The following is a 21,124-nucleotide window of genomic DNA, read 5'->3' as shown; positions in this document are numbered from 1 at the left end:
ATCAATCTTACAAGAGAATTCCACTACTTAACATCACGCTTTCGCCCAGAATTCGCGTTTCCATCCCGGCTTCATAATACGAAAGACACCAACCGTCATCAGCGGAATAATATATACGAGAATCATCCCGTATGCCATGGCTGAGTACCCTTTAGCAATAAGATCAACGATTCCGATGCGCGCCAGTCCTACCGATAAAATCAGCATACCCGTGGCAAAGAGTGCATTTTGTGAAGATGTCAACGGGTGGCGGCCGGCTTCGATAGCGTGGGTTCGCATTCTTTCAATAATGGCATGAACAATCCCTGTGGCGGTCTCGATCAAAGTCCACCCTACCACAAAACCGAAGAGCGTGACTACTGCAGTACCTCCTATCTTCTCTAGCATCACTAGCCACGGTACCGTGGCGCCGAGAACTTCAGGATCTGGGTAGAACGCCATGAGAGAAAAGTAGGTAAGAAACCAAGGCAGTGTCATGAGCAGTCCGGCGATCATTCCCGACAGAAACGTCTCTCTACGTGTCGACTGCCGCCTCAGCGTGAAGAGTGCCGGCGCAAAGACAAGATTGTACCCCACATATACGATCCCCACAGCAACGGCAGTCGCCGCGGTGACTGGTTGCGATGAATAAGAGGTGTCGCCATTGGCGAGCGTGGCTTGCACCGCCTTCCATTTGCTGGAGAGCACGAGAACGGAAAAGAGGATGTAGCCAAGATAGAGCGCCGCTGTGCCGAACGTCTTGAATTGCTCGATCAGATGGCGGCCGTAAAAGTTCAAAATACCTACCACCAGGGTAATGGCTGCAACTCCCATCCAGTAGTTCAGTCCCAGTGTCTGTTGTACGATCTCACCTGTGGCGGACGCCATGACGGCAATTACGATGATCCCCAAAACCACATAGACAATCTCGTAGAGAAACCAGAACCTCCATGCCACCTGTTTCACAAGCGAACGGTAGTCGTAGGCCTGAAAGGTCCGTGCCAGCTCAAAAGTAAGAAAGCTGAGAAATGCAAGACCGAGGAATATCGTGAGTCCGGATATCCATCCGAGAGAACCGAAGCGGGCGCCGTACTCAACGATCTCCCTGCCAGTGGCATATCCCCCTCCGATGAGAACGGACTGCATTATGACGCCTGGAAGAATGTATCTTCCAAAAAGACCTTCAAAGAAACGCTGTTTCACCACTGCTCTCCACTGTTGCGATTATTGGTCTGTTGTGAGTGAAACCCCTTGCCCCCCTCTTATTCGTCTTCCCTCCGCCGGAGAGAAATCAATAGCCTAGAATCTTCTGCTCACTTGATTACAAAGCAGTCAGGTGAGAGTAACGACCTATCCGTACAAGATCTTGATTAGCGCCCGGAACAGCTTCTTCACGCCGTCGGAAACAGGAAACCACCACAGCTCCCTCTTCAGCCCAAAACGGTCTTCGCAAACGGCTTGCACCTGAGCAAAAGCCTTGATGCCTTCCACACCTTGCAGACGTCCGTACCCGCTGGAACCAGTCCCACCAAAAGGTAGACTGACGCAGAGATAGTTGGATTCCACATCATTAATGCAAATGTTTCCGGCTTGAATGCGTTTCGACAGCTCCCGCGCCTTCTTCAAATCCTGTGTGAAGATGGATGCATTCAAACCGTAACTCAGTGAATTCGACCTGTCTACCGCCTCGTCTGCGTCCTTGACCTTCGATATGGCTATTACCGGCCCGAATGTCTCGCGATTCATCAACTCCATCGTCTCATCCACATCTACTACGACAGTAGGCTGAATGAAGTGGCCTTCACGGTTTGGAAGTTCTTGGCCACCAACCATAATATTTGCGCCGCGTTTTCTGGCATCGGCGATCTGTGCTAAAACCTTCGCCGCCTGAGGATTGGTCGTCATACTCCCGAGATCGCATGTCGACTGCTGAGACCCCATTTGCGTTTCTATCGCAAGCTGTGATACTCTTTCAATGAATTGATCAGCCACGGCCTCTTCCACATACACGCGTTCCACGGAAATACAAGTCTGTCCAGCATTGTGAAAGCCGCCCCAGACGGCGGCACGTGCCGCACGCTCAATATTGGCATCGGCAAGCACAATCAGAGGATCCTTTCCGCCTAGTTCCAGAATAACAGGTTTCATCTGTTCTGCGCAGGCAACACCTATCAGCTTGCCAACCTTAACACTGCCGATGAAACAAATCAGATCCGTGTCAGGAGATGCAACAATCGCCTCGCCCAGATCACCACCGCCGATCACCACCTGTAACAGACCGGCAGGCAATCCGCCTTCGTCAAAAACTTCCTTCATCTTCAGAGCAGTGAGGGGCGTGTATTCGGACGGCTTCAACAACACACCATTGCCTCCCATCAACGCCTGAACCACAGGACTTGCCGACAGAATCAACGGATAGTTCCACGGTGATATGATCCCTACGATACCGAAGGGAAGATACTGAACCGAGCCGCGCTTTGTCTTCATGACGATTCCCATGGAACGCTTCTCTGAAGCAAGTGTCCGGGGACCGGCAGATGAAACAAAGCGCATGATTTCGACGGTGGTCAGTATCTCAATAATGCCGTCAAAGTCCGTTTTACCTGTCTCCTTTAGAATCACCTCCATCACCTCGTCCATCCGTTCCACCAGATGTTTCCTCATTTTCTTGAGAACTTTAGCACGATCTTTTGATGATAGGGCACTCCACTCCTGTTGAGCCTCTTTCAGGCTGTCAATTTTCTCCCTGATTTCTTTTTCTGTGGAAATATTCAATTTCGTGATGGTCTCCATAGTAGCCGGATTAATACAGCGCAAGAGACCGTTCTCGAAGACACTGGTTTCAGCAGTCTGCGAATAGACTGAAGCTCGTTCTGAAGAAGAAATTGTTTCGCTCTCATTCATAGTAAGATTCTCCTACTTGCCTTGAAACTTCGGCTTTCTCTTCTCCATGAAGGCCGTAGTCCCCTCATCTTTGTCCTCCGTACTGAAAACAATACCTAAGAGGTTGGCTTCGTAATCCAGTCTTTCGGCCAGGGTCATTTCCATTCCGTGCTGAATTGCTTCAAGGGAGAGTCTCACCGCTTCCGGGCCGCGGCTCAGAATGGAATTGGCTATCTCCATCGCCTTAGGCATCAAATCCTCCGGCGGCACCACGTGGTTCACAAGTCCCATCTCCTCCGCTTCCTGTGTCGAAATCATTTCACCACCGGTGATGAGTTCGACGGCTTCCGTAGCGCTGGCCGATGACATCTCAGTAATATCCGCCCCCGCTATGAAAGACTTTTCACCTGCGCCAGTGAGAATAATAACACCCACTCCGCTGTCACGGCGGAAGTCCATAAACGCGTCTTTCAATTCTTCCATTGTTTTCTGATTCACGGCATTGAGGACCTCGGGCCTGTTGACGGTAATGACGCCACATCTCTCTTTGGCTTCTTTCAGTACCGTTGACATTTTAGCGCCTCTACCGTTTCCAGAATGATCGGCTGAATAAGACAATGACAGTAAAGATTTCCAGCCTCCCGAGAAGCATGCATAAACAGAGAAGCCACTTGGCCAGATCGGGGAAATGGGCATAGTTTGCTGACGGTCCCACAGATCCGAGTCCCGGTCCTACATTGCCAATCGATGCCGCTGTAGCCCCAAGGGCAGATACAAGATCGAAACCCATGGCCGTGAGCACCACCGATACGCCTACAAAGATTGAAACATAAAACAGTACAAAACCAAGAGTATTACGGATCACTTCATCGGCAATCATTCGCCGCCCCACCCGGACGGGTATGACGGCTCGTGGATGAAGCAGACGTTTCACTTCTGAGAGGCTGTACTTAGTCACCACCATGATGCGAGCCATTTTCATCCCTCCTCCAGTCGACCCGGCACAGCCACCAAAAAACATCAGGAGAAGAAAAACGATCTGTGAGAACGGCCCCCAGAGCGTGTAGTCCGCTGTCCCGTATCCGGTCGTGGTGATGATAGAGACAACCTGAAATAGTGAATCTCTGAAAAGAGCGTGGCCGACAGTACCGTGCTGGATCACATTATTGATTATTACAAATAGTGTGAAGAGGAGAATCAGACCACCGTAAAACTTGAATTCACCGTCTTTGAAATAGCCTTCTTTGATGTTGCCCGTGAGCGCTCTCCAGTGCAGAGTAAAATTGACTCCCGCCAGAAACATGAAGAAAGTGATGACGTAATGGATATAAGAACTGTCGAAATAGCCGATGCTAATATTTTTCGTTGAAAAACCTCCCGTAGCCATGGTGGTAAATGTATGGCACATGGCGTCAAAAATGGACATGCCCCCGAGTGCCAGAAGAATCATCTCTGTCAAGCTCACTCCGCAATAGACAAGCCACAAAATTTTCGCCGTTTCTTGCACCCGGGGTTTGATTTTATCAGGTACAGGACCGGGAACTTCGGCTCGGAAAAGCTGCACGCCGCCTACACCCAAGAGAGGCAGGATGGCAATGCTGAAAACGATGATTCCCATGCCGCCGATCCACTGGATGAAGCTACGCCAGAAGAGAACACCGTGTGGCAGACTTTCAACTCCGTTTGACAGGTGAGGGAGTGTGGCGATGTTTCCAATGATGGAGGCACCTGTTGTCGTTACACCGGACATCGATTCGAAGAATGCGTCCGTGATATTTGGGATGGCACCCGTAAGAATGAATGGCAGAGCGCCAAAAGCTGCTACACATGTCCACGTCAGTGTAACAATGGCAAAACCGTCCTTGATCCCCAGCTGTACTTCGCCTCTTGTGAAAAACCAGACCGGTAGCGTAACAGCCAGTGTAATCCCGGCTGAGATCAGAATTCCTTCGAGATCGGATTCACCGTAGAACAATGAACACACCGCCGGCAGCAGCATTGTGAACCCAAGGAGTGCAACTAAAGCGGATAGTACATTCAGAATGCTCCGGACGTGCATTGAAGCTATGAGAAAAGTTTTTCGATCTTAGGAAGGACTGCCGGCATGACGAATACGAGGACAATATCTTCTTCACTGAGCTGAGTATCACCCTGTGCAATTGAAATGTGACCGTGATGATTCACAGCACCCACAACACAATCGGAGGGAAATTTGATCTCACTTAGAATATTTCGTGTCGCCTTGCAGCCTGGCTGAGGACTGAACTCAATTGCCTCCACGTCAACGTCTTCGAAATCTGTGACTATGATTTTTTCATCACTCTTGATGTATTCGAGTATCTCCTTCACAGTTGACATATTCTTGCTTACAACGCTGTCCATACCGATCACCTTCATGACAGGTATATACTCAGTAGTTGATACGTGGACGAGGCTCTGCCTCACACCGAGATGTTTCGCAAGAAGGGCCGAAAGAAGGTTTGTCTGCTCGTTCTGTGTCACTGCAATAAAACTGTCCACATCCTCGATACTCTCAGACCTGAGGAACTCGATATCCGTACCATCACCGTGGAGGATCAATGTTTTCTCCAGTTCCTGGGCCAGCTTTTCCGCCTTCTTCTGATTTGAATCAATGAGTCTTACGTCAATTTTGTCTTGAAGTAAACGGGCTACTGTCCTGCCGATCTTACCACCGCCGAGGATTATCACATTCTGAGTCTCTTTTATATGCTTCCCGAGAACCTTCAGAAGGTTTTCCACTCGCTCCTTTTTCACCAGAAAGTACCATATATCGCCCGGTTCAAAGACTGAATCTCCGTGTGGAACGATGGTTCTATTCCCCCGCAGAACGCACACTGCATTAAAGGCAAAATCGGGATTCTCCTGCCGAATTTCTACCAACACATTTCCGATGACAGGACAACCGTTGCTAAGTCGAAGTCCAATCAGTTGAAGCTTCCCGCCTTCGAAATCATCTACGCTGGTGGCCGCTGTTTGCATGACAAGGCGAATGATTTCATCCGTTGCTGCCATTTCCGGGTGGATTACCTTATCGATGCCAAATTTTTCAGGATGAATTATGGTATCTTTTTTGCTGTAATCGGTGTTTCTTAGCCGGGCAATAATCTTGCGCGCACCCAATTCATGTGACAGTTGCGAGGCAATCAGGTTAACCTCATCAATCCGTGTCACAGCCACAACAATATCTGCCTCCTGAACTCGCGCCTCTTTCAGAACTTCTTGACTGGCTCCGTCTCCCTGTAAGGCGATAACATCCAGAGTATCCATGGCACGATGTACCTTATCAGGATTGATATCTATAATGGTAATATCGAGGTTTTCCTCACTGAGACCTTTGGCAAGCTGATAGCCGACTTCGCCGGCGCCGATGACAACAATTCTCATGACGATCTAATCCTTAATGGTATGTGTGATTACGTTCAAAACATATGCTCTGTTTATCACCGGTAGACTGCCATATATAAAGCTTACCTTAACAGCACCATCTTCATAGTGTGCAAATTGGCGCCTACCTTGAGAGAACATACATACTCTCCAGCGGAAGCCGGTTGTCCCTCCGCATCTGTCCCATCCCAGGTGATGGAATGGAATCCCGCTTCCAGAATCTCCCTCTCTTCGATCATCCGTACCTTTTTCCCCTTGACATCGTAAATGGCGAGATTCACCAGGGCGGCTTCAGGCAAATCAAGTTTGATAACCGGCTCGCCCCTGGAAAAGCTCGAAAAATTCTGACTGAAATTGAGCTTCCTTGGTAATGTCGGCACAATGAAAACTTTTCCCGCTGAAACCTTAAGATTTACTTTATTTCCGTTGGGATCTGACGCGATAAACTCCCTCACGTTAAGGGGAATAGCCCCTTCGAAATCACCGAGAGCAGAGAGAGGAATCTTCAGAACGGGATCGCTCGTATCCAGCAGTCTGCCGCCAAGACTGAAGGCGATAACTTTCATAAGACTTGAATCGCCTCCGGTTTCAATGGAAAAATGCTGATTGTCCGGAAAGAAAGCCGGCTTTCCCATCATAACTTTATTATGGTCATATTCTAGAGAGAATTGCAGTGCAGCAATATCCTCCTCTGAATCGATGATTACATAGATCATCCCGTCCTGACTCCGGGTAAGAGAAACATTTGAGAAAACAACTCCCGGCTCGGAATCTCCGGCAGAAAGAAAGTGTGTTAGACCGAGGAAGAAGAATAAATATATCAAATGTCGAAGCTGCATCTGCTTGCTCCGTTATGCTTTATTAAAGTTCGCAATAATCATTGCTAAATCAAACAGTCATTCCCACGCGTCAACTGACTGTCTCAGCCTGTTCCAAACCACACTCCCGCCGCACTTTTGCCAGGATTTTTTCGACACCATCTTCATCCTCATAGACGTTGAAACCGTCCGTCTCAACAGTTACGATGTTCAGTTCATCCTCTGCACTTTCCACCCAGCGGCTATAGGCCATATTTAGTCTGTGGAGATACTCTGGCGATACCGTCTTTTCATAATCCCTCCCCCGCGATTTCATTCTTGTCATCAGTGTATCTGTAGACGCCTTGAGATAGAGAATCAGTGCCGGCTTCGCCAGATAACTTGTCATCTCATAAAAAAGATCTTTGTAGCTCCGCCAATCCCGATCCGACATGTTTCCCATATCGTATAAGGAGCGCGCAAAGATCTCCACATCTTCATAGATCGTTCTGTCCTGCACAGCCGGTATATTGCCCGATGCCATCTCACGCTGCGTCATGAACCGTTTGGATAGGAAATAGATCTGAAGGTGAAAGCTCCACCGCTTCATGTCGCCGTAGAAATCAGACAGATATGGATTATCTTCCACGGACTCGAAGAATGGTCGCCAGCTAAGACGGTCGGCGATGATAGTGGTGAGGGTCGTTTTACCAACGGCAATGTTTCCGGCTACCGAAACGAAAGGTTGACGACTCAATTTGCGAGCTCTCCTCTTAAAAATCCTCGTTTTTGCTCAAGCAGATGAACTTTTCTAATCTCATTGATCATCCGTTCCTCTCCCACCGTTTCGACGCGGATGTAGTTATCTGTCATACCTGACAGAATTCCAGCATCATATTTCTCGAAAAGAACCGGCATTGTTCTTCCCCGGTGATCATCGTAAAACGACTCCTTCTTCTGACTGGAAAGGGTGTGAAGTATCTTGCTGCGCCTGCTACGTTCCTTTTGCGGTACAACCGGGGAAACCTTCAACGCGTCAGTATTCGGTCGTTCCGAATAGGTAAATACATGCAAGTAAGAGATATCCGCTTGCAAAAGGAGTTCATAAGTTTTCAGGAAATCACGCTCACTCTCGCTGGGAAAACCAACGATGACATCAACCCCGATGCAACAGTCTGGAATACGCTCTTTTACCGTCGCTACCTTTTCCCGGTAGAGGTCAGCATGGTACCTGCGGCGCATGGCGCTGAGAACCCGGTTCGATCCAGACTGAAGTGGGATGTGAAAATGAGGTACAAATCTCTCAGATCGGGCAACGAAATCAATAATTGCATCGCTGAGGAGGTTTGACTCGATGGACGAAATTCTGAAACGGTCGATACCATCAATGGTATCGAGAGACTGGATGAGGTCAAGGAGCGATTCGCCGTTCCAAGTGCCAAAATCACCTGTGTTAACTCCCGTCAACACAATTTCTCTCACGCCAGTCTGCGCAAGTCGCCGCGCCTGCACCATCACCTGAAGGACAGTGCCACTCCTGCTCCTGCCCCTTGCCTCGGGAATGATACAGTAAGAACAGTTATAATCACACCCGTCCTGAACTTTCAGGAACGCTCGCGTCCTTTCACCAACGGAGTAGGCAGGGAAAAATGTGTTCACCTGCTCAATGTCGCAACTGTGGTATTGGGGAATGGATCGCTTATTAAGATCATCCAGACTGGCAGGAAGATTAAATTTTTCATCTGCGCCGACCACAATATCCACGCCGGGAATTCTGGAGATTTCCCGGGGGCGCAGTTGCGCATAACATCCCATAACCGCTATGAATGCATCCGGTGAACTTCTGAGAGCTTGCCTTACCACTTTGCGACACTTCCTTTCGGCGTTATCCGTCACCGAACAGGTATTGATTACATAAAGGTCCGCCCTCTCGCCAAAATCAACTTTGTGGAAGCCATTTGTAAAAAGGTCGCGCGCCACGGTAGACGACTCGGAAAAATTTAGCTTGCATCCCAGCGTGCAGAAAGCGACACGCCTGGAAGGGTGAATCGCCTCTCTCTCCTCAGGCCAGCTCAATTTTACCCTGATTTCCTACCATCAGTCTGTGGGTCTTCGGCCTGGTACTGGAATTCGTAATTTTCACCTCGTGACCCACCAGGGAAGCTTCTATCCTGACACCCACATCTTCTATCAGTGAATCGCTCATAAAGATAGAGTATTCCACTTCACTTCCGATGATACTGCAACGATCGCCGATGGAGGTGTAAGGTCCAATGTAGGCATTCTTCACGATCACATCTTGACCCAGTATGACAGGTCCCCTTATGGTACTGCGGACGATTTTTGTCCCGGTGCCGGACACGACGCGGCCAGTCATTTTTGACTGGTTATCAATTTCAGCACTGCTGGGACCGTCAACATTGTCAAGCACTAGCCGGTTCGCTTCCAACAAGTCCGCTGATTTGCCGGTGTCTTTCCACCACCCTGTTATCTCGGAATATGTAACGCTCAGTCCTTTATCAAGCAGGTACTGATGGGCGTCAGAAATCTCCAGCTCACCTCTGACTGAAGGTATAATACTGTTCACCGCCTCAAAAATATTCTGGTCGTAAAGATAAATGCCGGTGACAGCATAATTGCTTTTGGGTGATGTCGGTTTTTCCTCTACCGCCACGATCTGATTGACCTTAATCTCTGGGACACCAAACCGCTCCGGGTCAGGGACTTTGCTCAGAACGAGGTGACAGCTCGAACGATTCTCGTGGAATTCATCGATGAATTTCTTTATACCGCCCACAAGAATATTATCTCCCAGATAGAAGATGAATTCATCTCCATCGATGTACGATTCAGCTATTTTCACCACGTGAGCCAATCCGAGGGGAGCCTTCTGCTCGATATAAGTTATGTTCACGTTCAGATCGTTGCCATCGCCAAACGTAGCGCTGATCTCCTTATCACCCTCGTTGACGACGATCCCAACCTCCTCGATACCGGCCTTGTGTGCGTACTCCAGGGCGTAAGCCAGCATCGGTCTGTTGGCTATCGGGATGAGATGCTTGTTCTTGGTGTGAGTGATAGGCCTTAGTCGCGTTCCATGACCACCGGCCGTAATCAATGCTTTCATCTCTTCACCTGTTCTTCTACCAGTGCCATCTTGCTGAGACTGTCTGCCTTCCGGTTATCATCGCGTGGAATGTGCCGCACCTGCCACGACCCGAACTTTTCGAGAATTGAGCGTGCCTTTCTGTGTAACGATAACATCCTCTTGTTCTTGACTTTGTACTCCAGATTCACCTGATTGACGATCAGTTCACTATCACTGTAAACAACAATGTCTGTTCCGTTCAATTCAGCGGCATATTCGAGTCCTCTAATGAGGGCTTTGTATTCGGCTTCATTATTTGTCGCCTGACCAATGTTATCAGAAAAAGTGAACAGCTCCTCTTTACTATTATCATTGCGCAAAATAATGCCGCCGATGCCAGCGTTTTTGGCCTTCAAATCTGCCGCACCATCTACATAAAGTATCAGTGGGATCGATTTCCCCTCACCACCGACAATTTTAGCTCGCAGCGCTTCCCAGTCGCTCTTGTTGGTCTCCGGGACGATTTCCATCAATTTTTCTATGGAATCGGGCGCGAACAGTTGCTGCAGGAGATTTTTTTCTCGACGGGAAAACTGGATCATAACGGCGGAGAAATTAGGCTGTGGCGCCGGCTTTCACAAAGGGATTATGCTCTCGCTTGGCGGGGCATTCATCCCAGTAATAACACCAGTTGCACAGCGGTGTCGGTCGTGGCAGAAAAGGTCCTCCTCTCACGATCCGCTCCTCAATCTTTGCTACCAGTTTACGAATAGAAGATTTCAACTCATCAATCTGATGCGGGGTCTTGCGAGTTCGGACGGTATCACCTTTCCTCACAAAATGCCAGATAAGGTCCACCTCTTCAACTTCATCGTACAGATTTTCAAGACCGATCTGATAAAGGGCTAGTTGCCTGTCTTTATCGGCCGCGGCTTGAGTCATTGCACGTTTGGAAGTTTTGTAGTCGTGTATCTCCCATTTGCCGTCATTTCTATCGAGACGGTCAATAATGCCTTTTATCTTGAACTTATCATCTTCGGCCAGTTTGAAGACGATTTCTACCTCGATCCCTTCAACAGATTCTTCAAACGGATGATACGTTCTAAAGTACCACGCCAGGCACTGTTCACCTATCTGGAAATAGTCGCGGGGCGACAGTTGCGGATCAACGATGACGATATGTTTATGCCATGCGGTCTCCCACGAATTTCTAAAATGATCGCTGATATGATCAAAGAACAGTGTCTTACCGTCACCAACCTCACCGTAGAGAAATTCGAGTGATTCATGAACACGCCTCCCAAGAAACGATTCTACACTTTCGTGCGGTTTCTCGATCCCTTCCAGATAATAAAACTTGTACTTTGCAGGACACCGTTCGAAGGAAGAAAGACTGGAATGCGAAAACGGACGTTTCATGCGTGTCTTTCTGTCAAATAGGAACAGATGTAGTCACCCAGTTCGCTTGTTCCCATACTCCCACTTAAATCGCGAGTGGTCCAGCCGCTTTCCACCGCTTTCTTGAGCGAAGCTTCAATAGAACTGGTGATTTCTGCATGCCCATCTAGCTTCAAGAGCAAACTAACCCCCATCATGATGCCCATGGGATTAGCGTAATCCTTGCCTGCATACTTGGTCGAAAGCGGATGCAGTGGACGGAAGAGACCCTTCCCGTCTGGATTGACATGCGCCACAGAAGCCAGTCCGTGACCGCCGACAAACGCTGTGGCGAGAGAAGAGATTACCGAGCCAAACGTGTGCTCAGTGACAACCACGTCGAACTGATCAGGAGTGTTGACGAAGCGCTGGATGAAAGCGTCGGGGCGAATCGTGACAGTGGATATTTTATCAAATGATTCACCAACCTCTTTGAAAATACGCAGCCACAATTCCTGACTGTACTTTTGAGTTTTCGCTCCGTAGACCATAGTCACCGTGTTTCGCTCCTGTTTGACTGCCCAGTCAAATGCAAAGCGTACCGCCCTTTCAATCCGGCGGCGGGTATTGACCTCCTGCTCTATTACAACCTCGTTCTCGTGTCCCGCATCAACAGTCCCTCCCAAGTTAGACTGAAAACCGGTTGTCCCCTCAGTAATCAGTGAAAAATCGAGATCGCCTTCCGCAAGAGTGGTCATTGGAGAGAGATCAGCTGACAGGAGTTTCACCTCGCGGAGGACGATGGGAAAATTGAGGTTTGTTACCAGCCCGGAAACGACCTCCCGGGCGTAGCGTCCATCTGAAATGGCGGGATCTCCAAGAGGACCGAGTAAGACAGCATCCGCCTGTTCTGACAATGTCTTAATGACAGTATTAGGAAGGGCCAGCCCCGTTTCTGCGTAATGACTGGCGCTGAGATCAAACTCCATCATTTCGATACCGAGATTGTTGAGTTCGTCCACCGTTTTCAAAAGTTTTACCGCCTCGTTTACGATTTCTGGGCCGACTCCATCTCCGGGGATAACAGCTAGCTTCATGGCCATGTCAGAATCGGCGTGTACCGTAGGGAGAATTGTAGGGTTCCACGAGTTCGTAATCGCCAAAACCGTTAAAATCGACAAAGAGGAACGACCGGCTAATAGCATAATAGTGCCACCTCTGATAAGAGCGGCCGTCCCTGGCGTGGAGATTTATCTCAATATCGTCAGGTGGGCCGAAAAGAATGAATATCATTCCCATAGGTGTCTTCCACCCGTTTTGCCATGAACCGAACTTGTTGTTGCAGTATTGAACTCTACGATAGTATTCATCCATCAGTTCATTTTCGGGCGTTTCGGGAGATGGATCTCTATTTTGCCAGAATTCCTTAAAGAACTGTTCTTTCTTGTCTTTTTTTGCTTTCCTCAGTTTTTTGTACTCTTTCGATGTGGCGATATATCTGACCTGTTCAATAGCATCCTCCATATTCGAAACACGCGATGTCAGACCTCTCCACCTGCTTTCAACCACGATATCTGTAGTCGATTTCTCCTCTCCCTGGGCAAGCGATAATTGAATCTTAAACTTGTTCCCGGCACTGGCCGGCCTGAGTAGTTTGAGTATTTCTCTCATGACTCCTTCACCTGACGATCGGGTCAATGTCTCATTGCTCAGTGATTCGTCATCCACCGTAATCATATCCACTGTAAGCTCAAATTCCCCTGGAGTCACTCGCGCTTCATAGTAGAGATAGAAAACCGTATCAGTTCCTGTCAGATGATACGGGATTCGTGGAATTCCACCCGCGGACAAATCGCTCATGTCTTGAGGATCGATCAATAGTAAATCACTCAATGCAACTCCCTCGCCGAAACGCATCAGATCAAGTTTAATAGTCTGGTGGCCGGATTTGTGCGTATCCTTATCCGTAACCGACACTTCACAACTGTACTCACCCGTAGCAACAACAAAAGACTCTCTCACCAGTTCGTAGCTTTTCGGAGAAATCGTCTGGCGGAATTCGTTACTGTTGACCGAGTAGCTGGAAATCTTACCGCTAACCTTCTTTTCATCTTCATTGAGGATGTCGATAGATAGTTCAAACTGTGCCTCAAATGTTCCCTCTTTCTTGAGAAACTGTATGGCGTCGAAGGGGACTCGCGCAATAACGTCAATTCTCACTGAATCAGGATTTGCGGTAGGATAGCCGGGAACGATAACCTGGAAATACGGGATGCCCAGTGTCTTCTGCTTCGATCTGAACCTCTGAGACAGACCAATCGACGGCAGAATGGCAAAAAAAGTAACCCAGACTAAGAACCGATTCATTTCAGATACTCCTCCCACTGAAAACGAACAAGTCCTTCCGGTGTTCCGAACCACGCTGTTTTTCCATCGATGATGACTGTACGGACTCTATCAGATGACAAACCGTCTTTCTCTGTAAAATGCCTGACATATCCTGTTGCACTATTAAAGGCTATAACACCTTTTGTGGTTCCCATCCAGATGATGACATCGTCTGATGACGGATTCCCGCTCAGCGCCAGTGACAGTATCTCAAAACCAACGAGACCTGCTTTGCCAGAAAATCTGCTCCATTTACCAGTGATTTTATCATAGGAGAGGAGTCCAAACTCATCGCCAAAATAAACCATCCTATCAGAAGATGCAATAGCGCTGACAGGCGAGAGAAGTCCTGTCTCTTTTTCAGTTAGACCCGGTAATCTTGAATTAGTTAACGCCAGCCTCCTGCTTTCACCCGCGGAAGATTGCCACCGCCAGAGATCGAAGCTGCTAGAAAGCCACAGATAATCACCATCCCAGTGGAGTTCTCTGACAGGCAAATTCCTGAATGCTCCAGCCAGTTCCCACGGCACTCGCTTTCTCGTAAGCGGCTGGATTCTGACGATTCCCGAGGGTGTCCCGGCATAAACATATTGACCGTCATAGGCGATCCTGGTAACATGGATGTCAGGTAACCCCTTCGCTTCCGAGATCAGAAACCACGAATCTTTCTCCGGCGTAAAAACCTGAATCCCGGAAGTTGTACCGAACCACCACTCTTGCTCCACAAGTACCGCACACAGGACGTCGGCCTCACCAAACATTATTTCAGTACCGTCCCGGTAGTAATCCCATATTCCGCGCCGGGGATCGTAAAGTGTGATACCCGATCGGTCACTCCCTGCCGCAACGCCCGCTGTCCATAAACCGTCCGCTGAAGGTAAAATAGTCTCGGCATTGGTCTGCGTTGGACCGTACTCAAGAGGTTCCAGAAGTCTCATCTGGAAATTGCCGTAGAAGATGGGCCCTCCCCATGTCCCGACCCAGATATCGCCAAACCGATCCACAAGCATTGTTGAAACGGCTGCTTCCTGAAACCCCGGTCCATGAAAAATCCCCAAGTCGTTTACCCACCCCTGTGTCGCCGTGAAATCGTTCAGTACAGATTCCACTCGCCCGGCCCCGGTCTGCGGTCGACTTCCCCAGTTTACATCCTCCTGCGGTATCTGAGCGTAAGGAGAGATAACGAATCCAGAGAGACGGTCTATCCTGAGTATCTGGCCTGTAGTGACACACAAGACATCAATGGATGTCGACCCAAGTCTGATGATTCTTTCCGCTGGTCTTAAGCCGAGTTCTTCTTTAGTAGTCGTATGCCACAGTCGTCCTCCGTCCATTGAGAGACTCAAAGTAGTCTCTGACGCAGCCCAAAGAATATCTGTCTGCAAATCATAGTAGACGGCGGTTATCTCATCATCAGGGAGTCCTTGAGAGCGTGTGATGGGGAAGTCCCAGAATTTGCCGAAAATGTGATAGCGGACGACACCGCCGTTGGTACCGAAGTAGATATACTCCTGCCCCTCGGCAATAGATGAAACGAAGTTGCTGTTTTTATATGTTATCCAATCCCACGGATCGTAGCGCACATCCTTCTGAGCTATTAAGCTCGTCAGGCATGAAAGGGCTACAACTGAGAGAGGCCTTACGCGGCGGAATAGGATTGAGCTACACGTTATCCGAAATGATGATTTCGTGAAGATTCTCCTTTGTAATGGGTACAACACCCACTTCTTCACACACGGCGCCAGCCGCAAAAATAGCGATTTCTGCTGCTTCATCGGGTGAACCACCGGCGATATGAGAAAGGCTGAAGGTTGCAATAACTGTATCTCCGGCACCGGATACATCGTGTACCTGCCTCGCCTTCGTTGGGATTGCCCGATGCCCCGTTCCATCGAATAGAGACATCCCCTTTTCACCACGGGTAATGAGAAGTAATTCACAGTCAAGTTTTTGACGAAGTTTCGGCCCTTCCTGTTCTAGTATACCTTCCGCCGTCAGATCAACGCCGGCAGCCTGAGAAGCCTCACCGAGATTAGGTTTCATCATAGTAACATTCGCATAGCTGAAAAAGTGGTCGAACTTCGGATCCGCGTAAATAGGAACATTCTGTTCCCGGGCGGTGCTTATAATTGCTTCAATCATCTGTGGCGAAAGGACACCCTTGTTGTAGTCTTGCAGAATAACAGCGTCACAGACGGCAAGTTTTTCATTCACTATCGCCAGTAATCGATCTTTCAAATCATCCGCCACATAATCTGAAGTTTCCCAATCTGTCCGCACGACCTGCTGGCTATGAGCTATGATGCGCGTCTTCACCGTAGTTTGCCTGCCGGGATCTGCGATGATACCGTTCACGTTAACCTTCAGATTCTTCAGGATTGTGTGAAGAGTGGTGCCGTCCTTGTCGTCGCCCACCACGCCGACTAGATGCGCATCCGCTCCAAGAGAACTCAAGTTGTAAGCCACATTGCCTGCACCACCAGGGTTTGCACTGGAAGAACTGATCTTCACCACGGGAACAGGCGCTTCAGGCGAAATTCTGTCAGCGTCACCCCACAGATAATTATCGAGCATAAGATCACCTACCACTAGCACCTTTTTCGACTCAAAATGCGATTCCAGCTCTCTGTATCGATCAGATTTCATTGTTTTAGTAGAAGAGATCTCCCCGTCATTTCCTCCGGCGCGGGAATATTCAGCAGATCGAGTATTGTGGGGGCTACATCCGCCAGACCGCCTCCCTGCCTCAGACCCGTGGAAGAATCAGCATTCACAAGGACAAATGGGACAGGATTCATCGTGTGAGCGGTGTGCTCATCACCGGTCTGCTCATCAATCATCATTTCGCAATTGCCGTGATCTGCCGTAACTATCGCCATCGCTCCAGAATCTATAACAGCATCGAGCACTTCTCCGAGAACAGAATCAGACACCTCTGTCGCTCTTACAGCCGCTTCAAGATTGCCTGTATGACCCACCATATCAGGATTGGCAAGATTCATGACAGCGCAGTCGAATTGATCAGAATCAAAGGCACGCAGGACTGTATCTTGAATTCCGTAGGCACTCATTTCAGGCATCAGATCGTATGTGGCTACCCTGGGTGATTGCACCAGAATCCTTTTCTCATTGGGAAATGGCGATTCTTCACCACAATTGAAGAAATAGGTGACGTGAGCATATTTTTCTGTTTCGGCCACCCGAAGCTGTCGATACCCACTTTCTTGCAACAAGGTGCCAAGCTGCTGTGAAATCTCTACTGGCTCGAACATGACCGGGAAGGAAAATGAACTGTCATAACTGGTCATGCTCGTAAGAAAAACCGGCTGCTGCACCGTAGTGAATTTGTCAAACCGCTCGTCGCCTATTGCACGGCATATCTGCCTCATCCTGTCAGCGCGGAAATTGAAACAGAAGAGAGCATCATCTGGGCCGACAGTTGAGATTTTTTCAGAGTCGTCCGTTACGATTATCGGTTCGATAAACTCGTCTGTAACACCGTTGGCGTACGATTTCTCTATCGCTATGATGGCGTCTGATGCCGGTTCACCTTCACCTGCCATCATAGCCCGGTAAGCTTTCTCAGTCCTGTCCCAACGTTTGTCTCGATCCATGGCAAAGTATCTGCCTGTAATGGTAGATATTTCCCCGAGCTCAAGTTCGTTCATTCTGTCAATAATCTGTCTCACATAATCCTTGCCGCCACGAGGTGAAGTATCTCGGCCATCCGTGATGGCGTGGAGGCACACATTTTCCAGGCCGGTTTCCTTAACAACAGAGAGCAGTTCAAGACAATGATCAATATGACTGTGAACACCCCCGTCTGAAACAAGTCCCATAAGATGGAGTGAACACTCTTTTTGGCGCACATAGTCGATAACGGCGGCAAACTCACTCCTCTTCCCAAGCGACCTGTCATCCACAGCATCGTTTACTCTGATCAGGTCGTGCTTGACGATCCGCCCCGCACCGATTGTCGTATGTCCAACTTCTGAATTACCGATTACGCCCGTCGGCAACCCCACCGCTTCTCCGGACGCCTCGATGGATGTCCATGGACAGGTCGAGAAAAGGCGATCAAATATCGGTGTTCTTGCAAGAACGAAGGCGTTCGCTTCCCGCGCATCCCGTAATCCGAGACCATCGAGAATAATGAGGATAAACTTTTGCCTAGCTGTTGCCATAACTTTTCGATCAGTCGCCGGCTGCCATTAGAGCCTGTACATGAGCTTCACTACTTTTCGCAAGGGCCGCAGGATCATAACCTCCCTCCAGTATGGAGAGGATCCTTCCGTTACATACTTCGTCAGCCAGGCTGACCACCACCTCCGACATGCGGTGAAAAGCTTCGGTCGAGACATTCATATTGGCCAGGGGATCGCGAAAATGGGCATCGAATCCAGTGGAGAGAATGATCAAGTCGGGAGAAAAAGACGTCATAATCTCAGGAATGGAATTCTCGAAAATATCGAGATAAGATTCATCACCAGAACCGGTGGACAGCGGGAAGTTCCGGGTAGTTCCGAGACCGTCTCCGCGTCCCGTTTCTGATGAATCGCCAGTCCCCGGATAATAGGGAAACTGATGAAGACTGAGATAGAAAACAGTAGCATCATTTTCGAAGAGATGCTGAGTCCCATTGCCGTGGTGTACATCCCAATCGAGGATGAAGATCTTTTCCGCCCCATATTGATGCTGAGCATAGCGAGCGGCGATTGCGGCATTATTAAACAGGCAGAAGCCCATGCACTGAGTCAGTTCCGCATGGTGCCCCGGCGGGCGGATCACGCAGAAGGCGTTGCGGATATCTTCCGAGAAAATACCGTCAACACCGGCTTTAATACCGCCAGCCGCCAGCAGCGCAATAGAATAAGAGTCTTCACATACAGTTGTGTCTCCCCCATCAAGCAACGAAATACCAGAGAGACAGATGTCCTTCACTTTGCTGACGTGAGATTCGGGGTGAACCAACTGTATCAGTTTTGTCTCGGCGAGGATGGGATCAATCTGTTTAACAGAAGTCCATAGCGGTGAGTTTCTCAATCCTTCCATGACAGCGCTCATACGCGCAGGAGATTCCGGGTGGTAGGAGCCCGTCACGTGGTCCTTATATCTTTCCGAGTATACGATCCCTGTCGTCACAAGAAAAGATTCTATTTTTTCAGAGAGCGAACTTGAGAAATGTGACCGTTGTCCAGCGTTATCACAACTGCGGCTACACTCTTGAGATCAAACATACTTGTGCTTGATAGAATTGCGGTCGTACCTCTCGATTTAGCGCTATGATTGATACGGCGGTTGAAATCTCTGCTTATAGATTTGTCGAAATGAAGACCGTAATCGTCCGCGATGAGCACCTTGGGATCAGATTCGATAGCAGCAATCATATTCATCCTGTAGACTTGTCCGCGCGACAATTTATTGACCGCCATTTCCCAATCCTGAGCGTAAGCCGGCTTGGAGTAGTATTGACTCTGGATATATTCAAGCCGTTGCGGCACACTTTGTTTGAAGAAACTTGTGACAGAACCCTGTGCGGCAGCACCTTCATTATCAAGCATATATATATCCGTCGGTACCTTAAGCTTACCCAGCCAAGATTTCTCAAACGGTTCTTTCTCATATAATACGGAACCTTCCGTGGGGACCATTCTTCCCGCAAGCAAACTAAGCAGTGTCGTCTTACCAGCGCCTACCGAACCGACAATACCGTAGATAGTTCCCCGATGGAATTGAAACTTCCCTATTTTCAGGATCGACCTTCCACCAATATCAACCCGCGTGTTCTCCAATTCAAAAATCGGAACTTGTATTCTATTCATCATTCACTCCTTTCGACTTCACTGAGTCATACAGAAGGCTGGATTTTTCTCCAGTCCGTAGTTAGGCCGGCGCTGTTCCGAGTAAGGTGGTTGGGAGGTTTAGTGAAGTGATTCCAGGTATTTTTCTGCGTCGAGTGCTGCCATGCAGCCACTGCCGGCGGCAGTTACAGCCTGACGATACACATGATCCTGCACGTCACCCGCAGCAAGAACACCTTCTACTGAAGTCTGAGTCGAGCCGTTCCGCGTGATGAGATATCCTTTATCATCCATCTCAATCTGTCCTTCGAAAAGAGAAGTATTGGGAGTATGACCAATTGCCATAAATACTCCGTCACAGGAAACTTCGCGTGTTTCAAACGTCACAGTATCCTTCAGACGAACTCCAGTCACTCCCTTTTTCGCATCTCCTAATATATCTTCGACCACGGCATCCCAAGCAAAGTCGATCTTAGGATTATCGAAGGCACGCTTCTGCATGATTTTCGAGGCTCGTAATTCATCTCGCCTGTGGATAACAGTAACTTTCCTGGCAAACTTTGTCAGGAAATTGGCTTCCTCAATGGCGGAGTCACCGCCACCTACAACCATCACTTCTTTATCCTTGAAGAAAAAGCCGTCACACGTTGCGCAGGCTGAAACACCGTGCCCCATCAGCTTCTTTTCAGACTCCAGACCAAGCAGTCTGGCAGATGCTCCCGTGGATATAACTATAACCTCAGACTCATAAACATCTTCACCGACCCAAACCTTAAAGGGTCTTTCGGACAGGTCTACCTTAGTGACATGCTTGAATTCACATGTTGCACCAAATCTGGTAGCCTGTTTTCGGAACAGGTCCATCAATTCCGGTCCCATGATTCCCTCCGGGAATCCGGGATAATTCTCCACATCCGTCGTGATGGTCAGCTGACCACCAGGCTGATTACCTTCAAGAACAATCGGATCGAGATTTGCTCTAGCGCAATAGAGCGCTGCCGTGAGCCCCGCGGGGCCGGAACCAATGATGACGACCTTTCTAACCATTACTCTTCCAGAACTTTATCCAACACTTGTGTGATATTCTGTTTAGGAACTGCACCGACGATCTGATCAGAGACATCACCGTCCTTAAAAACAAGCAAGCTTGGGATACTCCTTATGCCATATTTCATCGCCGTCTCCGGATTATGATCAACATTTACTTTACCCACTTTTATCTTTCCCGCGTACTCCCCCGCGATTTCTTCTACAACAGGCGCAACAGCATGACAAGGACCGCACCATTCAGCCCAGAAGTCCACAAGAACAGGCAGATCAGACTGTAAAACATCCGCCTTAAAATTGTTATCCGTTAATTCTCCTATGTTTTTACTCATTATACTCCCATTTCAGTTAACTATATT

General features: G+C 48.8%; 20 protein-coding genes. All 20 read right to left on the bottom strand.

The window, feature by feature from the left end:
• Positions 1-33 precede the first annotated feature (33 nt).
• Positions 34-1,182, bottom strand: a complete 1,149-nt coding sequence (locus QF669_08840) for a hypothetical protein (GenBank protein ID MDP6457534.1) — start codon at positions 1,180-1,182, stop codon at positions 34-36.
• Positions 1,183-1,329: 147 nt separating this feature from the next.
• Positions 1,330-2,883 (bottom strand): aldehyde dehydrogenase family protein, encoded by a 1,554-nt coding sequence (locus QF669_08835; GenBank protein ID MDP6457533.1) that lies wholly within the window; start codon positions 2,881-2,883, stop codon positions 1,330-1,332.
• 12 nt (positions 2,884-2,895) lie between these two features.
• Positions 2,896-3,435, bottom strand: a complete 540-nt coding sequence (locus QF669_08830; protein ID MDP6457532.1) for an enoyl-CoA hydratase-related protein — start codon at positions 3,433-3,435, stop codon at positions 2,896-2,898.
• A gap of 10 nt (positions 3,436-3,445) precedes the next feature.
• A complete protein-coding gene (locus QF669_08825; GenBank protein MDP6457531.1) occupies positions 3,446-4,861 on the bottom strand; it encodes a potassium transporter TrkG in 1,416 nt (471 codons plus the stop codon).
• A gap of 65 nt (positions 4,862-4,926) precedes the next feature.
• Positions 4,927-6,267 carry a Trk system potassium transporter TrkA gene (trkA, locus tag QF669_08820; GenBank protein MDP6457530.1) on the bottom strand — a complete coding sequence of 447 codons (1,341 nt, stop codon included), beginning with the start codon at positions 6,265-6,267 and terminating at the stop codon, positions 4,927-4,929.
• A gap of 83 nt (positions 6,268-6,350) precedes the next feature.
• The gene (locus QF669_08815) at positions 6,351-7,106 is read right to left on the bottom strand and encodes a FlgD immunoglobulin-like domain containing protein (protein ID MDP6457529.1); all 756 of its coding nucleotides are present in this window, start codon (positions 7,104-7,106) and stop codon (positions 6,351-6,353) included.
• Between the two features lie 70 nt (positions 7,107-7,176).
• Complete coding sequence (locus QF669_08810; protein ID MDP6457528.1) at positions 7,177-7,821, bottom strand: deoxynucleoside kinase; 645 nt, start codon at positions 7,819-7,821, stop codon at positions 7,177-7,179.
• The gene (mtaB, locus tag QF669_08805) at positions 7,818-9,140 is read right to left on the bottom strand and encodes a tRNA (N(6)-L-threonylcarbamoyladenosine(37)-C(2))-methylthiotransferase MtaB (protein MDP6457527.1); all 1,323 of its coding nucleotides are present in this window, start codon (positions 9,138-9,140) and stop codon (positions 7,818-7,820) included. The genes QF669_08810 and mtaB overlap by 4 nt, the downstream gene beginning before the upstream one ends.
• Positions 9,127-10,191 carry a glucose-1-phosphate thymidylyltransferase gene (locus QF669_08800; protein ID MDP6457526.1) on the bottom strand — a complete coding sequence of 355 codons (1,065 nt, stop codon included), beginning with the start codon at positions 10,189-10,191 and terminating at the stop codon, positions 9,127-9,129. The genes mtaB and QF669_08800 overlap by 14 nt, the downstream gene beginning before the upstream one ends.
• Positions 10,188-10,754, bottom strand: coding sequence for a ribonuclease HI family protein (locus tag QF669_08795; GenBank protein ID MDP6457525.1), 567 nt, complete (start codon positions 10,752-10,754; stop codon positions 10,188-10,190). Before QF669_08795 ends, QF669_08800 begins: the two co-directional genes overlap by 4 nt.
• Positions 10,755-10,767: 13 nt before the next feature.
• Positions 10,768-11,571 carry a PD-(D/E)XK nuclease family protein gene (locus QF669_08790; GenBank protein ID MDP6457524.1) on the bottom strand — a complete coding sequence of 268 codons (804 nt, stop codon included), beginning with the start codon at positions 11,569-11,571 and terminating at the stop codon, positions 10,768-10,770.
• Positions 11,568-12,626: an isocitrate/isopropylmalate family dehydrogenase gene (locus QF669_08785; protein ID MDP6457523.1), complete on the bottom strand. Its 1,059-nt coding sequence runs from the start codon at positions 12,624-12,626 to the stop codon at positions 11,568-11,570. The genes QF669_08790 and QF669_08785 overlap by 4 nt, the downstream gene beginning before the upstream one ends.
• Positions 12,627-12,633: 7 nt before the next feature.
• Positions 12,634-13,896 carry a GWxTD domain-containing protein gene (locus QF669_08780; GenBank protein ID MDP6457522.1) on the bottom strand — a complete coding sequence of 421 codons (1,263 nt, stop codon included), beginning with the start codon at positions 13,894-13,896 and terminating at the stop codon, positions 12,634-12,636.
• Entirely contained in the window at positions 13,893-15,500 is a 1,608-nt protein-coding gene (locus QF669_08775) for a hypothetical protein (GenBank protein MDP6457521.1), read from the bottom strand. Before QF669_08775 ends, QF669_08780 begins: the two co-directional genes overlap by 4 nt.
• A 79-nt stretch (positions 15,501-15,579) precedes the next feature.
• Complete coding sequence (gene rfaE1 / locus QF669_08770) at positions 15,580-16,563, bottom strand: D-glycero-beta-D-manno-heptose-7-phosphate kinase (protein MDP6457520.1); 984 nt, start codon at positions 16,561-16,563, stop codon at positions 15,580-15,582.
• Positions 16,560-18,101 carry a 2,3-bisphosphoglycerate-independent phosphoglycerate mutase gene (gene gpmI / locus QF669_08765; GenBank protein ID MDP6457519.1) on the bottom strand — a complete coding sequence of 514 codons (1,542 nt, stop codon included), beginning with the start codon at positions 18,099-18,101 and terminating at the stop codon, positions 16,560-16,562. Before gpmI ends, rfaE1 begins: the two co-directional genes overlap by 4 nt.
• Before the next feature lie 10 nt (positions 18,102-18,111).
• Positions 18,112-19,017 (bottom strand): histone deacetylase, encoded by a 906-nt coding sequence (locus QF669_08760; GenBank protein ID MDP6457518.1) that lies wholly within the window; start codon positions 19,015-19,017, stop codon positions 18,112-18,114.
• Between the two features lie 53 nt (positions 19,018-19,070).
• Positions 19,071-19,742 (bottom strand): ATP-binding cassette domain-containing protein, encoded by a 672-nt coding sequence (locus QF669_08755; protein ID MDP6457517.1) that lies wholly within the window; start codon positions 19,740-19,742, stop codon positions 19,071-19,073.
• A 96-nt stretch (positions 19,743-19,838) separates the two neighbouring features.
• On the bottom strand, positions 19,839-20,765 hold the full coding sequence (trxB, locus tag QF669_08750; protein MDP6457516.1) for a thioredoxin-disulfide reductase: 927 nt from the start codon (positions 20,763-20,765) through the stop codon (positions 19,839-19,841).
• Positions 20,765-21,097, bottom strand: a complete 333-nt coding sequence (gene trxA / locus QF669_08745; GenBank protein ID MDP6457515.1) for a thioredoxin — start codon at positions 21,095-21,097, stop codon at positions 20,765-20,767. The genes trxB and trxA overlap by 1 nt, the downstream gene beginning before the upstream one ends.
• Between the last annotated feature and the right edge of the window lie 27 nt (positions 21,098-21,124).

It is taken from the genome of Candidatus Neomarinimicrobiota bacterium (genome assembly GCA_030743815.1).
In the GTDB taxonomy this organism is placed as follows: domain Bacteria; phylum Fidelibacterota; class Marinisomatia; order Marinisomatales; family S15-B10; genus UBA2146.
Note: the sequence above shows the minus strand (reverse complement) of the source record. Positions and strands in the feature narration are given on the sequence as shown.